The organism is Terriglobia bacterium (assembly GCA_020072565.1).
Classification (GTDB): Bacteria; Acidobacteriota; UBA6911; order UBA6911; family UBA6911; genus JAFNAG01.
Genome location: JAIQGI010000008.1, coordinates 132,452 through 147,708, shown reverse-complemented (window position 1 = coordinate 147,708; position 15,257 = coordinate 132,452). Strand labels below are relative to the sequence as shown.

At 59.1% G+C, this 15,257-nt stretch carries 8 protein-coding genes; 6 read left to right on the top strand and 2 right to left on the bottom strand.

The features are described from left to right. Positions 1 to 32 precede the first annotated feature (32 nt). Both gcvP and LAP85_07155 read right to left on the bottom strand, forming a co-directional pair. Entirely contained in the window at positions 33 to 2,951 is a 2,919-nt protein-coding gene (gene gcvP, locus LAP85_07160; GenBank protein ID MBZ5496167.1) for an aminomethyl-transferring glycine dehydrogenase, read from the bottom strand. A gap of 260 nt (positions 2,952 to 3,211) precedes the next feature. Beyond that, positions 3,212 to 4,090, bottom strand: a complete 879-nt coding sequence (locus LAP85_07155; GenBank protein ID MBZ5496166.1) for a hypothetical protein — start codon at positions 4,088 to 4,090, stop codon at positions 3,212 to 3,214. Between the two features lie 620 nt (positions 4,091 to 4,710). Between LAP85_07155 and LAP85_07150 the strand changes: the two genes are divergently transcribed. The 6 genes from LAP85_07150 to LAP85_07125 all read left to right on the top strand — a co-directional run bounded on the left by LAP85_07150 (position 4,711) and on the right by LAP85_07125 (position 15,203). After that, positions 4,711 to 6,651, top strand: a complete 1,941-nt coding sequence (locus LAP85_07150; protein ID MBZ5496165.1) for a mechanosensitive ion channel family protein — start codon at positions 4,711 to 4,713, stop codon at positions 6,649 to 6,651. Positions 6,652 to 6,911: 260 nt separating this feature from the next. Further along, the gene (locus tag LAP85_07145) at positions 6,912 to 7,379 is read left to right on the top strand and encodes a hypothetical protein (GenBank protein ID MBZ5496164.1); all 468 of its coding nucleotides are present in this window, start codon (positions 6,912 to 6,914) and stop codon (positions 7,377 to 7,379) included. Between the two features lie 88 nt (positions 7,380 to 7,467). Beyond that, positions 7,468 to 7,617: a hypothetical protein gene (locus LAP85_07140; GenBank protein MBZ5496163.1), complete on the top strand. Its 150-nt coding sequence runs from the start codon at positions 7,468 to 7,470 to the stop codon at positions 7,615 to 7,617. Positions 7,618 to 7,631: 14 nt separating this feature from the next. After that, positions 7,632 to 9,458 (top strand): amidase, encoded by a 1,827-nt coding sequence (locus tag LAP85_07135; GenBank protein MBZ5496162.1) that lies wholly within the window; start codon positions 7,632 to 7,634, stop codon positions 9,456 to 9,458. Between the two features lie 228 nt (positions 9,459 to 9,686). Further along, positions 9,687 to 12,314, top strand: coding sequence for a carboxypeptidase-like regulatory domain-containing protein (locus tag LAP85_07130; protein MBZ5496161.1), 2,628 nt, complete (start codon positions 9,687 to 9,689; stop codon positions 12,312 to 12,314). Positions 12,315 to 12,707: 393 nt separating this feature from the next. Beyond that, on the top strand, positions 12,708 to 15,203 hold the full coding sequence (locus tag LAP85_07125; protein ID MBZ5496160.1) for a tetratricopeptide repeat protein: 2,496 nt from the start codon (positions 12,708 to 12,710) through the stop codon (positions 15,201 to 15,203). Positions 15,204 to 15,257 lie beyond the last annotated feature (54 nt).

Genomic DNA, 15,257 nt, shown 5'->3' with positions numbered 1-15,257 from the left:
TGCGGTTCTGCTTCATAAATAATTCAGGTCAGCTATTTCTTCGCAGATTGTATCTTCGCTGGCGCCAAACCGCAGACCAGGTGACGATCGCCGTAGACATTGTCAACGCGACCCACCGCGGGCCAGAACTTGTTCTCGCGGGTCGCCGCGGCTGGATAGGCCGCCTCGAGGCGGGTATAGGGATGGGTCCACTCCTCAGCCAAGAGCGCTTTGGCAGTATGCGGCGCATTTTTCAGCAGGTTGTCCTTCGGATCCATCCTTCCCTGCTCGATCGCCTCGATCTCTTTACGGATGGCGATCATCGCCTCGCAGAACCGATCGAGTTCCTCTTTGGATTCGCTTTCTGTCGGCTCCACCATCATGGTGCCTGCGACCGGAAAGGAAACCGTGGGAGCGTGGAATCCATAGTCCATGAGACGCTTGGCGACGTCATCCACTTCGATGCCTGCGCTCTTCTTCAGCGGCCGCAGATCCAGGATGCATTCATGGGCGATCATCCCGTGTTTGCCCTTGTACACCAGGGGATAGTACGGGTCCAGCCGTCTCGCGATGTAGTTGGCGTTCAGGATGGCGTATCGGGTGGCTTCGGTGAGTCCGGCGGGCCCCATGAGCGCGATGTAGACCCACGATATCGGCAGGATGCTCGCGCTGCCGTAAGGGGCTGCTGAAACCGGCCCGATGCCTTTCTCCCCTCCCACCGGAATCACAGGATGGCGCGGAAGCAAAGGAGCCAGATGCGATGCGACCGCGATGGGCCCTACGCCCGGACCTCCGCCCCCATGGGGAATGGAGAAGGTCTTGTGAAGGTTCAGGTGACAGACGTCTGCGCCGATATCGCCGGGGCGGCACAAACCGACCTGGGCATTCATGTTGGCGCCATCCATATAAACCTGGCCTCCGTTCGCATGCACAATAGCGCAGATCTCCTTGATCGCTTCTTCGAACACGCCGTGGGTTGAAGGATAGGTGACCATCAACGCACCGAGGTCGCGCGCATGAAGCTCCGCTTTCGCCTTGAGGTCGGTCACATCGATATTGCCCAGTTCGTCACATTCGACCACAACCACTTTGAATCCGGCCATGATCGCGCTGGCGGGATTCGTGCCGTGAGCGGAATGGGGGATGAGGCACACATTGCGATGCCCGTCTCCCCGGCTGTCGAGGTACTTGCGGATCACGAGAAGACCGGTGAATTCCCCCTGGGCGCCGGAATTAGGTTGCAACGAAACGCCCGCGAAGCCTGTGATCTCAATCAGCGCCTGCTCCAGGTGCCGGAACAGGGCTTGATAGCCCGAGGTCTGATCCAACGGCGCGAAAGGATGGATCCGGTTGAACTCCGGCCAGCTCACGGGATACATTTCTGCGGTGCCGTTGAGCTTCATGGTGCAGGAGCCGAGCGGGATCATCGAGGCGGTGAGCGAGAGATCCCTCGCTTCGAGACGGCGCGTATAACGCAGCAGTTCTGTTTCGGAGTGATAGCGGTTGAACACCGGCTGTGTCAGATAGCTGCTCGTGCGGGCGAGGTGCGCCGGGTAAGAAGCTGTGACGGTCCCGGCCAGATCTTCAATCTCTGCTTCCTGCAGGCCCTGGCGCTCACCAAAAACAATGAGCAGGTCCTTGAGGTCTCCGGCGGTGACGGTCTCATCCAGACTGATTCCGACCGTGGTGTCGTTGATGATCCGCAGGTTGATCTTATGGGCGCGCGCGGCGTCAAGAATGCCGGCGAGACGCCCCTTTCCCAGCTTCACCCGAAGCGTGTCGAAGAAAAGTTCGGGCCCGACTGAATGGCCGAGCTGTGCAAGGCGTTTAGCCAGGACCGACGTGAGCAGGTGGATGCGCCCGGCGATCTTTCGGAGCCCGCAGGGGCCGTGGTAAATCGCGTACATGCTGGCCATGACTGCAAGTAACACCTGGGCTGTACAGATGTTGCTCGTCGCCTTTTCGCGCCGGATGTGCTGTTCGCGTGTCTGCAGCGCCAGTCGCAGGGCTTCGTTCCCATGCGGATCCTTGGACACCCCCACGATGCGGCCAGGCATGTAGCGCTTGTATTCATCCCGGGTAGACATGTACGCCGCGTGGGGACCGCCGTAGCCGAGGGGCACGCCGAAACGCTGGGAGGTGCCGACAGCCACATCCGCCCCGAATTCCCCCGGAGCCTTCAGGAGTGTGAGGCTCAGCAGATCGGCGGCCACCGCAACCAAGGCTCCGGCCCGGTGCGCCCGCTCGATGAAAGCGGAGTAATCGCAGATCGAGCCGTCAGTGGCTGGATACTGCACCAGTGCGCCGCAGACCGGATGCGCAAAATCGAAAGTCTCATGATCGCCGACCAGCACCTCGATCCCTTTCGCGTCGGCTCTGGTCCTGACCACCTCGATGATCTGCGGGTGGCACTGATCCGAGATGAAGAAACAGTTGCGTTCTTCCTTGCTCAAGGCGTAGCACATGTTCATGGCCTCGGCCGCGGCCGTCGCTTCATCGAGCAGGGACGCATTCGCAACCGGCAGGCCGGTCAGATCCGCAACCATGGTTTGAAAGTTAAGCAACGCTTCAAGCCGCCCTTGGGAAATTTCAGGCTGATAGGGAGTATACTGCGTGTACCACCCGGGGTTTTCGAAGATGTTGCGTTGAATCACCGGCGGGGTGATGCAGTCGTAATAACCCATGCCGATGTACGACCGAAACAACTTGTTCATGGAGGCCAGCTCGCGCAGCCCGCTCAAGGCTACATGCTCGCTGCGCGCCTCCTCGAGCCGCAGCGGCGCCTGGATGCGAATCGGCGCCGGGACGGTCTTGTCGATCAAAGCATCAAGCGTGGGAAAACCGAGGACCTCCAGCATGGACTGACAATCCTGTTCGCTCGGGCCTATGTGTCGATGAACAAAGCTGCCGGTATCGTCCAGGATTCCCCGGGCAGACAACGTCTTCTTATTAGTAGGGTTTTTGGAAGCCATAATCCATCCATTCCGTATGAAAGAAAAGCCGCGATCTCCAAACTCATGGGGGGTAACTATACAAATTTTTGGCACTTATTGCCAGCACAAGAGGGGCCGGCGATGAGACGCGAGGCGGGCGGCGCGGGAAAGTCGGGAGACCTTTTTCAGCAAGGAGTTGCACCTGCCGAACGACAAAGACCTCCATGACCCCCGAGGGACTTAGGGCAAATCCTCAAAGGTCTTGGAGGTCTTCAGGCTCGGCACAGACCCCGGTCCTGTTACTTGATGTACGGACAGTTCCCTTTCATGGGACAGTCACCTTGCATGCCCAAGGGCATGCCACTCTCGTCCCGGAGCTTCAGGCTTTTCGAGGTTGTCAGATTGTTGAGCTCCGCCGCGACATAGCTCCCCGCCGCGTTGGTGATGGGGTAGGCTTTTACCGACATGACGTCACCTGCCGATATCTGGAAACCTGCCTTCACCAAAGCATGGTATGGACAGGCTGCGATCGTCAGGTTCTTTCCACCCGAGGTCAGTACGAATGTCGGCATACCCTGGCCGGCGCCGAGATTGACGCTCAGCACCGCACCTTCGAGGACGGTGAGGGCACTGAGGTCGAGATTCGCTGCGCTGTAAGCGCAGGTGCCCGCCCCGTGCATTGCATGCATTCCGCGCATTCCCTGCATCGTGCCGTCGGCATTGTGTTGCATGCCCATCATTCTGCCGCCTTGCTGCATTCCCATGCGCCCGCCGGCGTGCGGCATGCCGCCGGCGTCTCTGAGGACAAGCGTGGAACCGTTTACGGTAATCTCGGTTGCCACATAGGCATTGGCCGTTTGGGGATCCTGGAATGCCTTGACCTGCGCTGTGTCTCCGGGCTTGATCTCAAACTTGTTGTTCGTCAACAGCCGATACGGGCCGAGCAGGACGGTAAAATCGCCTGCCGGGGTATGAAGCACGACCGAAGGCATCCCCCGGCCGGGGGCCATGTTGACGCTGGTTACCGTGCCCGCCAGCGTAACGACATTCTGGGCGGCAGCATGGGCCATGGGCGCTGTCGCCCCCTGATGTGGAATCCGGTTTTGAGCCAGGCCGGCAATGGCCAGCAATCCGGCAATCACGACGATCGATCCGACTGCGAACGTTTTGCTTCGCATAACGAACTTCCCTCCCTCAGATACACAAAAATCCCGATTGCGTCCGGCTCCCAATGGAGCCTGCTTCCACTCCCTGCCAAATCAGCAAAAGGAGCACTGTCTCTATCGCAAACCCCGTGCCACTGGACAGATAACAGAATTCGCGGCAGTCCGCGAAGGGAGGAAGTTTTTCGATGCCAACAATTAGGAGCACTGCGCGCGGAACGCCGCATTGGTATATTCTTCTTCACAAGGGCAGCACCAGGCGCAAATATTGCACGTATCGGGCTTGCAAGCTGCAGCCTTTGCACTCACTTCCTCGGCATTTCAGGCGCGGGCGTCCATGACCCGGATCATTTGAGGCACCCAGATGCGGGCATATTCGGGCGCGTGATCGATGCCTCAGGAGCTCCGGTCCTGTAAGACTCTTTCACTCTCGACTTCATGCCGGTTTATGCCGGCGCTCGGGCGCCACCTGATTTCCCGGCCGCTGGAAATTGGGCGTCCTATTTCCTTATTTCTCTTGTCTCGCGATAGGGGTGCAGCCCACCTGGCTGCTTTGATTTTCCTGCGTACAAATGGAATCCGCCGATCTAATCGTCTACACTATAAGAACAGAACATTGAGATCGGAATCTTCCCATGAGGTTTTTTCGTTTTAAAAAGGCATTGGGACTCATATTTGCCATCCTGGTTTCCGGAGTGTGGGTCTCGTTTTCGCAGACCGCACCGGGTACTGACCTGAACTCGGCGGTGCTTCTTCAATACCTCAATCAGACCATAGGCTGGTATCAGCAGCTCGACCTTCAGAGGCAACTGATGACTGATCCCGACGAGGGAATGGTCGTCAATGACAATCAGCAGATCGCAAACCAGGTAGTGTCGCTCGCCTTCGAGTTCGCCAGAGCCGAAGCGGAGTCGATCGAAAAAGAAGAGGCGTCGGGGCAGGCGGGGGGTCGGGACCAAGCCGCCCCATCGCGTTATCAAGCCCTGCGCCAAATGATGACCAACCTGGACCAGCAGGTTCGGGCAAACAAGAAGGAACTGGAATCGCTGCAACAGAAGCAGGCCAATGAAACCGGCCCGCGGCGGGAATCACTTCAGACCCGGATTGATGAAACCAAGAGCGAACTTGATCTTGCACAGGTGCGAAGCGACATGTTCCATACCATTGCCGAGTTTATCGGCGGATCGAGCACCAGCGGCTTTGGCGCCATCGGCCTTCGTGAGAAGATCGAAGCCCTGGCGAGGTCGGTGCCTGCAGCTCTGGCGAAGCCCGCCACAAAACAGGGGACCCCGGCGCCCGCCAATGAGCAGATCTATCCCGCTCCTGCATCCGGCATGCGGAAAGATGAACCGTCCGGTGTTTGGGGATTGACGTTAGACGTCATCGCCGTTTCCAAAAGAATGCGCACGATCCGTGACGCCATTCAGCTGACGGATTCTCTGAATCAGGACCTGAAAGGGCTGCGCACGCCCCTTGTGAACACGCTGAGAGAACTGTCGAAACGCGGCGATGAGCTCGCCGGTCAGGCCGACACCTCCGACCAGATCCTGCTTGTTCAGCAGAAAGCCATGCTTGACGCTATGACCGCGCAGTTCAAGCGCACGGCGGACTCTGTGTTGCCTTTGAGCAAACAAGGGATCCTGCTCGAGCTGTACAAAAAAAACCTGACAAACTGGCTGGGTTCGCTCGAGACCCGATATGCAACGGAGTTGAGGAACCTTCTCCTCAGGCTGGTGATGCTTGTGGTGGTGCTGACGATGATTATCGGAGGCGCAGAGCTGTGGCGGCGAGCGATATTCCGCTACGCGCGCGACCCGCGCCGCAGATACCAGTTCCTGTTGATGCGCAAAATTGTGTTCTGGTGTGTGATCGCCATCGTGCTCACTTTCTCGTTTGCGAACGAGCTCAGCTCGGTAGCGACCTTTGCCGGACTGATCACGGCCGGCGTTGCCGTGGCGCTCCAGAGTGTCATCCTTTCAATTGTGGCCTACTTCTTCCTGATCGGCAGATACGGCATCCGCGTAGGCGACCGCGTGCAGGTGGCTGGAATCACGGGCGAAGTAGTAGATATCGGACTCGTACGATTCCATTTGCTCGAACTGGTCAGCGGTTTAGAGAAAACGGCGAGCGGCCGAGTCGTCGCATTCTCGAATTCGATCGTTTTTCAATCGAATGCCGGTTTTTTCAAGCAGATCCCCGGTACGAACTTCGTCTGGCACGAGGTCACCCTGACGGTGGCCCCCGACAGCGATTACCACCTTGCGGAAGAACGGTCGCGCGAAGTCGTTGAAGCCATTTTTAAAGAGTACCGGGACGAGATGGAAAAGCAGTACCACCACTTCCAAAAGACCCTGGCAGCCGCGCCGGCCGGGGCCCTGCAACCGACGAGCCGGCTGCGTCCGGCAACGTCCGGCCTCGAAGTGGTCATCCGATACCCGGTGGATATGATGATTGCGTCCGAAATCGATGACCGTGTGACCCGCGAGTTGCTCAGCATGATTGATCGCGAGCCAAAACTGAAACTGGCCGGTTCAGGCAAGCCCCCACTCCGCCTGAAGACCGACACCTCCGGCTAAGGTGCCACGTCTGCAATATTCCAATTCCTGCGGGGGGCAGGGAAAAGACGTGCGTCACGCCCAGAAGGTCTTGCAGGCGATGCGAGCAGCATCCTGGCTGCCACCACATCGTTTGAGTGGCGGGAGCTTGTCGTCGTGCCTGGAGCCATTCGAAGGCTGCAAGTGCCTTTGTATCCGCCCATACGCACACAGCCACTCGTTGACTGTGGCGAGCGGTTCGGCGTACCTTTGATTGGAATCTCAGGAGAAAGGCATGGGCAATGAGGAAATCTTCTTGCGCACTCGGGATTTGCCTTTATTTGAGTTTTGGTCTGGCTCTTACTGCAATGGCGCAAAATCCCTATGAAAAATATCTCACGGGAGCCGATATCGAAAAGGTCACCGGGATGAAGGGGATCAACCTGATTCCGCGCGGATCCGTCGCCGCGGCGGCTGGAGATCTCAATTTTGCAGATGCTTCAGGCGAACTGATTCTGATGGTCCAGTTCACAGATGCAAAGAATTTCGGCGGTCTGAAAAACAAGTACGCAAAGGGTGCCGTCAGCGGCGTCGGCGGTGAGGCGGTCCGGGGTGCTGCACTGCCCGGAATGCCGGATAACTTGCTGGCATTCACAAAAGGGACCCATTGTGTTGTCCTGACCGCATTCGGGGACTTTATTAAAAAGACGGTCTACCTGACGGTTGACCAGCTTACGGCTCTGGGCAGATTGATTGCCTCCCGTCTTTGAGTTTTGAGGATGGGCATTTGTGAAAAAGGGGCAGCGTCATCGACCGCGTTGTAAACACCGCGAAGGGCGTAAGGAGGTTCATGAGCACGTGAGTGGCCGTGGTCTTGCCGGCGCCGTCAGGCCCCGGAAGGGCATACAGGCTGCCGTGCGGAACCAGGAGATTCAGGTCGTGCAGCGCCTCGAGCCTTCCGTTGACAGGTTCTCTCCTGATAACAGGGTGGCGTCCCTGCTTTACTGAGAAGGAGAAAGCTAATGGACAATTCCCGCAGGGAGTTTCTGGGACGCACTGCTGTCGGGCTCGTGGGCGTTGCTGCGGCCACCTCGGTGATGTCCTGCAACAAGCCCGCTAAGGAAACCGGCCAGGTGCCGGGTGTGTTGCCGGCCGGCTCGCCTCCGGTTTTTGGGGCTGCTCCGCCCGCCGGCCCGGAAGTCGGCCCGGCCACCATCGCAGAGGCCGAGAAACTGGTGCAGGTTCAATACACCGCGAGCGAACGGGCGCAGGCCGCAGGCAACTGGCGTGTGTCCATGGCGCCTCTCTACGAACGGCGTACCGGACCGCGCAAGGTCGCGCTGGAACCAGCGCTCTCGCCGGCCACCCGATGGGATCCGGTGCTGCCCGGTGTCAGCGCCGGTCCGACGCGCGACCGGTTCGTCCGAAGCCGGACTGCGGACGGTCCGCTGCCGGCGCGCGACGAGGACATCGCATTCGCGCCGGTGACGGTGCTGGCGCGCTGGATCGAGTCGCGGACTCTCTCCTCTGAGCGGCTGACGAGCATTTATCTCGCGCGACTGGAGCGCTTCGACCCGAAGCTCCGCTGTGCGATCACCGTGATCCGCGATCAAGCGCTTGCGCAGGCACGGCGCGCGGATGCCGAGATCGCGGCCGGCAAATACCGCGGCCCGCTGCACGGCATCCCCTGGGGAGCCAAGGACCTGCTCGACACGGCCGGCATCGCAACCACTTACGGCGCCGAGCCGTTTCGTAATCGTCTCCCCGACGCCGACGCCGCGGTGGTTGCCCGGCTGCACGAGGCGGGAGCAGTGCTGATCGCGAAATTGAGTCTCGGCGCGCTCGCGCTGAATGACGTCTGGTTCGGCGGGCAGACCATGAATCCCTGGTTGCTGGAAGAGGGTTCGTCGGGAAGCAGCGCCGGCCCGGGAGCTGCCACGGCGGCGGCCTGCGTCGGTTTCGCCGTCGGCAGCGAGACGGGCGGCAGCATCGTCGCCCCTGCGATGCGTTGCGGCGTGGTCGGCCTCCGGCCCACATTCGGCCGCGTGCCGCGCACCGGCGCGATGACGCTCTGCTGGTCTCTCGACAAGCTGGGACCGATGGCGCGCGGCGTCGAGGACACGCTGCTGGTCCTGGCGGCAATCACCGGCCCCGATGCGGGCGATATGTCAAGCGTATCCAGCAGGCTCGACTTTGATGCGTCCGCGGGGGTCGAAGGGTTGCGCGTAGGTTACATCCCGGGCTGGATGACGAGTCCGCCCGCCACAGACGTGGATCGCGCCGCGCTTGAAACGGCAAGACGCCTCGGGATGGTGCCGGTTGAAGTCTCGCTCCCCGACTGGGCGTACGGCTCCCTCAACGTTATTCTCTTTGCCGAAGCGGCGGCCGCCTTCGAGGAGCTGACGCTCTCTCATGGCATCGACACGCTCAAAATGCAGGTGCCCGATGCCTGGCCCAACACATTCCGCCAGTCGCGCTTTCTGTCCGCAGTCGACTTCGTCCAGGCGGACCGGCTGCGGCGCAAAGTGGCACAGGAGATGGCGCGTGTTTTTGCGCACGTCGATTTGCTCCTGGTCCCCTCTCTGCGCGACGAAATTCTCACTATTACCAATTTCAGCGGCCACCCGTCGCTGACGCTGCGCGCGGGATTTGTCGAGGTGGACAAAGCGCGCAGCGACTGGGCACCGGATCCGGCCCATCCCCTCACGACGTTTGCGTCGAAGCGACGTGTACCGCATGGCGTTTCCTTGATTGGGCGCCTGTTCGACGAGGGCACGCTCGGCCGTGCCGGCATCGCCCTCGAGCGCGCTTTCGGCGTCGCCGGCGAGCGCCCTCCAGGATTCGCATGAACCGTTTGCATTTGGGCAATCAGCGATTCCTATCGCACCCGAGCACACAAGATAATAGATGCCACATGCAGAGAACTCTTCCCTAAGAACCCCCGGGCGGTATTCTTAATAGAGGCTCGGGTAGCAGGCACAATAGAGACTGAACCTGTACCCCGGCAAGAAAGGGTCTTCGTTTGGGTAGGACCGCCATGTTTGCTGTATCCAGACCCCTAGAACCGGAGGTACACCATGAAGTCCAGAATCCTGCCAGCAATCGCCTTCGTGGCGTTCTTTATGGGACAGAGCGCCTACGGGCAATTTCAAGCCTACCTCGCGCAAGTTGTCAACGGGAATTTCGGCAACGTCAGCTTTGCAACCACATTCATCTGCTTCAACGACACAAACGCCACTGTGACGGCAATTCTGACGCTGACGGATAACAACGGCAATCCCTTGTCTGTGACGATGACGGGACTTGGAACCGGCAGTCAGTTCAGCATCACCCTGGGTCCCGGGGCCACGGATTTTCTCCAGACCGATGGGCGGGGAAGCGGAGCCGTGGGCGCCGCAACCGTAACGGCAACGACCCCCATTGGAGTCTCTGCGGTCTTTACGGTCAATGACGCCAATGGAAACTTTATGACCGAAGCGGGCGTGGGCAGCTCGGCTCTCCTGACTGATTTCGTGCTGCCTGTGGACTCCACAGGATCCTTTCTCACCGGGTTCGCGCTCTACAGCCCCGCCGGAAATGCGTCGATCACACTGACTTTGATCAATCCCGACGGCAGCCAGGCCGGCACTGCGCCCCTGTCATTGGGCAACGGCGCCCACACGGCAGGATTCGTGGCGGCAGCGGGACAGTTTTTCCCCACGATGACCAACTTCCGCGGCACCCTGCGTGTCCAGAGCAGTTCGCCCATCGCTGCGCTTGTTCTGAGGCAATATCAGACTTCCTCCAAACTCACCTATACCTCGTTGCCGGTGGTAACACATTCTTCGGGCAAGCTCGCACTCGACCTTGCGCAGGTGGCGAATGGATCCTTCGGCAGCATCAGCTTCAAGACCTCTTTCCTGATCTTCAGCATCTCCTCGGCTCCAGCTCACGTATCCCTCGCCCTGACGCAGGACAACGGCTCGCCGTTCACCGTGAACATTCCAGGCAGCGGTCCCGGAACCGGCACAGGCAGCAATTTCAGCTTTACGCTGGCTCCAGGCGCCTCTGTGTTTCTCCAGACGGATGGGCTGGGCGCGGGAACCGCAGGGGCGGCAACCATTACCTCCGATGTACCCTTGGGGGCATCCGCGATCTTCACGGTATTTGACTCGCAGGGACAATTCGAAACCGAGGCAGGTGTAGGTGATTCACCCTCACTGACTTCGATGACACTTCCCGTCGACATCACCGGCACCTCAGACACCGGGGTGGCATTTTTCAATCCGGGAAGCGCGTCCGCGACACTGACGCTCAAGTTGCTGGATGCCAACGGAACGATCAGGGGTACGAAAACGGAGCCGCCGTTGGGTTCCAACAATCATTTGTCGCTGTTTGTCGATCAGCTGTTCCCCGGCACCGCCAATTTCAGGGGATCGTTGGCAATTACCGCCAGCAGCGCTGTTGCCGCTATGACGTTGCGACAGGATTCGCCGAGCGCGTCTTTGCTTACTTACACTACTCTGCCAACCGCAGCCGGTGCGGCCACAGGACAAGCGGCAACTCCGGTGCTGCTTTCGAAGACGGAGACCGCAATTTCGGCTACCGCCAACCTGATCATGAACGAAACGCTTCCCGCGGGATTTAAGCTCTCGGGCACGATCAGCGGGACCGGCACCGCCGTCTTTGTGGTAGCCAGCGCCGGCGGTAACACCTTTTTTTCAAGCTCCCTTGTCCAGCAAAATACCCAGTACCTGATCGTGGTCCCGTCCGGGTTGTACAATCTCACAGTGAGCTTCCAGCCTGCCGGTCTCCCGCCGGGCGTCTTTGTACAGATGACCTATGCGGACCCCAATCCCGTGCAGGTATCCGGCGACACAGTCAGAAACATCACTCTGCCTGCGGTGACGCTTTTTAACGTGTCGGGCAGCCTCCTGGGTTTGAGCACCCTGCCTCCCAGCATCTCTACAGTTGTCGTATTCACCTCCAGTGATGACACGGTGCAGGGATTGTTCGCGCCGGATGCGAATGGCAATTTCCAGGGAATGCTGCCGACGGGCAATTATGTGGCTTCCCTCTCCAGATCGGGCCTTCAGTTTTCCGCGCTCCAGACGGAACAGATGGCGATCTATAACCTTGGTTCTCTGGTGATGGGAAACGGACCCGCCAGCGGCACATTTATGATACCCAACATGGCGACGCTTTCAGGAACAATCAACACCGGCGGTCTTCCAAGCGTTCTATTCACTTCACTCTCTGCCATGGACACATCTGCGCCTCTGCCCACGCAGGCGGGGCTCCTGGGATTTCCCGCGACGAGTAGCATGGGCGTGGACACTTCAGGCCAGTATCAGGCGGTGCTGGCGCAAAACCGCAGCTATAGCATCAACGCTGCAATTGGTTTCACACTGGGATCGAGCAATGGCGGGAGTTCGATTAGTTTTCCGGTGCCCCCCAATTCCACAAACCTGAGCGGCAATGCCACTCTCAATCTGAGTGTTCCCGCCCTTCCGGCGACGGTGACCATTTCAGGTCAGGTCACAGATGCATCGGGCAATGGTGTCGCCAACACAGCGGTTTTCGCAATTTCGCAGTCGATCGCGGGGGCGCCGAATCTCAGTTTCACGGCGAGCACAAGAACGGATACCAACGGCCATTACAGCATGGTGGTGTACAGCGGCACCAATTATCAGATCACCTACACGCCGCCTCGTCCCACATCCTGAGGCGAGCGAGCGAAACGCCGAATTTGCCGGGATCGAACCGAAAGGTTATGTCGAGTTCTCCCGACGCCATGTGCATGTCGAGGAGCACGAGGCTTCGAGGGCCGCCGGCGGCGGCCGGTGCAGAGCGGATTGGAGCTGGACAAGCTGATGGTGAGTTGGGCGAACTTCGAAGTTCTGCAGTCCGCCCCGCCGCGGCTGTGCCTTAAACGCAAAAGACAGTAAAAAATCGCGAATAAGAGCCTGCTGGGATCCTTCCTGGGGAGTATCCTTTGCGGGTATTTGCTTTGCTTGGTCCCGGCGCGATTTCTCCCCGAAGCCTTCCTGGACTGATTCACAGAATGGCCGCTTGTCCCTTGCAATGCCGGACAAGGTGTCATATAAGAGCATCCGCTGATGAGTTCCAGAAAGCGCAAAACCTCACAGTCCGTTGGCCTCCCGATCAAGAAGCGTAAATCGCCGGAGCGGCAACCCGCCCGCCCAATCCGTGACTGGGCCTTGTGGCTCTTGCTGCCGGCATTGCTCCTCGCGACGCTTCTGGCCTACCATCCTGCATGGTACGGAGGCTTGCTCTGGGATGACAACGCTCATATCACTCTTCCCGGATTGCGTTCGGCGCAGGGATTATGGCGCATCTGGTTCGACCCGGGCGCAACTCAGCAGTACTATCCCGCAGTTCATTCAGCTTTTTGGGTTCTGTACCAACTCTGCGGTGACCACACCCTTTGGTACCATCTGGTCAATATTTTCCTCCATGCGCTGTCGGCGTTTCTGGTAGCCCTGATATTACGCCGGTTGGCAATTCCAGGGGCCTGCCTGGCGGCCATGATCTTTGCCTTGCATCCCGTATGTGTGGAGTCCGTTGCCTGGATCGCGGAGCTGAAAAACACGCTCTCGGGCGCTTTTTATCTGGGTGCCGCGCTGGCGTATTCCCACTTCGACTCCAGGCGGCAGAGGCGGTTCTATCTGCTGGCTCTGGCTCTTTTCATTCCGGCATTGCTGAGCAAATCCGTGACCGCCACACTGCCGGCGGTATTGCTGGTGATCCTCTGGTGGCACCGCGGGATGTTGAGCTGGCGTCGTGACATCATTCCGCTCCTCCCATTTTTCGCGGTCGGTGCCTGTGGAGGCCTGTTCACCGTCTGGGTCGAGCGCACACAGATCGGCGCTCAGGGCGCAAGCTTCGATTTCACTCTTATCGAGAGGTGTCTGATCGCCGGGCGTGCAATCTGGTTTTATATCGCCAAGCTGTGCTGGCCTGCGAATCTGGTCTTCATATACCCGCGGTGGCAGGTCAGCCAGAGTGTGTGGTGGCAGTATCTCTATCCGCTCGGGGTGCTGGCTCTTTTTACCGGACTTTGGCTGATCCGGAAGCGTACCCGGACGCCACTTGCGACGATGCTCATTTTTTGCGGAACACTTTTCCCTGCGCTTGGCTTCTTCAACGTGTATCCGTTTGTTTTTTCGTTTGTCGCGGATCACTTTCAATACCTGGCGAGCATAGCACCGATCGCCCTCTTCTCCGCCGCCGCGACGAACCTCATCAAGCGGTGGAAAATCCGGACGATGCCGACGGCGTCGGCATTAATTCTGGGAGGAGTGCTGGCCTTCCTGACCTGGAATCAATGCAGGCAGTACGTCGATGCCGAGACACTGTATCGCACCACGATCGCACGCAACCCTTCGTGCTGGCTGGCCCACAACAATCTGGGTTCCTTGAAGCTGGGCGGCTCCAGGGCTGAGGTGCAGGAGGGACTGGCGCATTTTCAGGAAGCCCTGAAATTGAAACCCGACTACGCAGGGGCGCGCATGAACCTGGGTACGGCTTTAAGGACAATGGGACACTATGCGGAAGCGATCGCTCAATATAACGAGGCTCTCAGGCTGAATCCAAACATCCCGGAAGCACACACCAACCTGGGCGTGGCTTTGCGCGCTGTGGGCCGTCTGAACGAGGCGATAGTTCAATACAAGGAAGGCTTGAGGCTCAAGTCTGATTTCCCCGAATCTCATCTTCTTCTGGCGGAGGCCTTGCAGGAATCGGGATCTCTCGAGGAGGCGCTGACACACATCCATGAAGCGCTGAGGATTGATCCCAAATATCCCCAAGCCCACAACACCCTGGCCAATACCATGTTCAGGATGGGCCACTTGGAAGAAGCTATGAGTCAATATAGGCAGGCCTTATCATTTAAGCCGGACTACCCCGAGGCCCATACGAACCTGGGCATCGCATTGCAGGCAGCAGGACTCCTCCAGGATGCTGTAACGCAACACAACGAGGCCTTGCGACTCCGTCCGGATTTTTCAGAGGCGCACTTTAACCTGGGTAAAGCCCTGCAGGCGCTGGGCCGTGTTGATGAAGCCATGGCGCAATATCGGGAGGCAATACGGCGCGATCCAACCTATGCAGAAGCCTACAATGCGTTGGGAACTGCTCTGCAAATTCAGGGCCGGCCCGAGGAAGCATTGAAGCAATATGAGGAGAGTCTTCGGGTTAATCCCAAATCAGCCGAGGCTTACGACAATTTCGGCCTGGCTTTGCTGCAGATGCGACGTACTACGGAGGCAATGAGCTATTTCGAGGAAGCTCTCCGGCTGAAGCCCGACTTCGCCGCCGCTCATTATGACCTGGGCAACGCGTTGCACTCGATGGGTCGGCTCGATGAGGCAATAGCGCATTACCGGGAAGCACTCAAAACCAGACCGGGCATCGCTGCAATCCACAATACTCTGGGCATTGCTCTCGCCGCTACGGGCCGGCTTGATGAGGCCGTGACGGAGTTCAAAGAGGCCCTGAGACTCAAGCCGGACTACGTCGAGGCCGGCGCAAACCTGGCCAAGGCAACGGCAGCGCGAGCCGGAGGCCGCAGCAATTCACCCGGCAGGTAAGAAGGGAATCCGGGCGGCCCCCGCAGCCGTGCTCCGAGCTCAGAACGCATCCTT

Excerpts from the sequence above, each read along its gene's own strand:
- LAP85_07135 (MBZ5496162.1), top strand. The coding sequence starts at position 7,632 with ATGGACAATTCCCGCAGGGAGTTTCTGGGACGCACTGCTGTCGGGCTC.
- LAP85_07150 (MBZ5496165.1), top strand. The coding sequence starts at position 4,711 with ATGAGGTTTTTTCGTTTTAAAAAGGCATTGGGACTCATATTTGCCATC.
- gcvP (MBZ5496167.1), bottom strand. The coding sequence starts at position 2,951 with ATGGCTTCCAAAAACCCTACTAATAAGAAGACGTTGTCTGCCCGGGGA.
- LAP85_07145 (MBZ5496164.1), top strand. The coding sequence starts at position 6,912 with ATGAGGAAATCTTCTTGCGCACTCGGGATTTGCCTTTATTTGAGTTTT.
- LAP85_07125 (MBZ5496160.1), top strand. The coding sequence starts at position 12,708 with ATGAGTTCCAGAAAGCGCAAAACCTCACAGTCCGTTGGCCTCCCGATC.
- LAP85_07155 (MBZ5496166.1), bottom strand. The coding sequence starts at position 4,090 with ATGCGAAGCAAAACGTTCGCAGTCGGATCGATCGTCGTGATTGCCGGA.
- LAP85_07130 (MBZ5496161.1), top strand. The coding sequence starts at position 9,687 with ATGAAGTCCAGAATCCTGCCAGCAATCGCCTTCGTGGCGTTCTTTATG.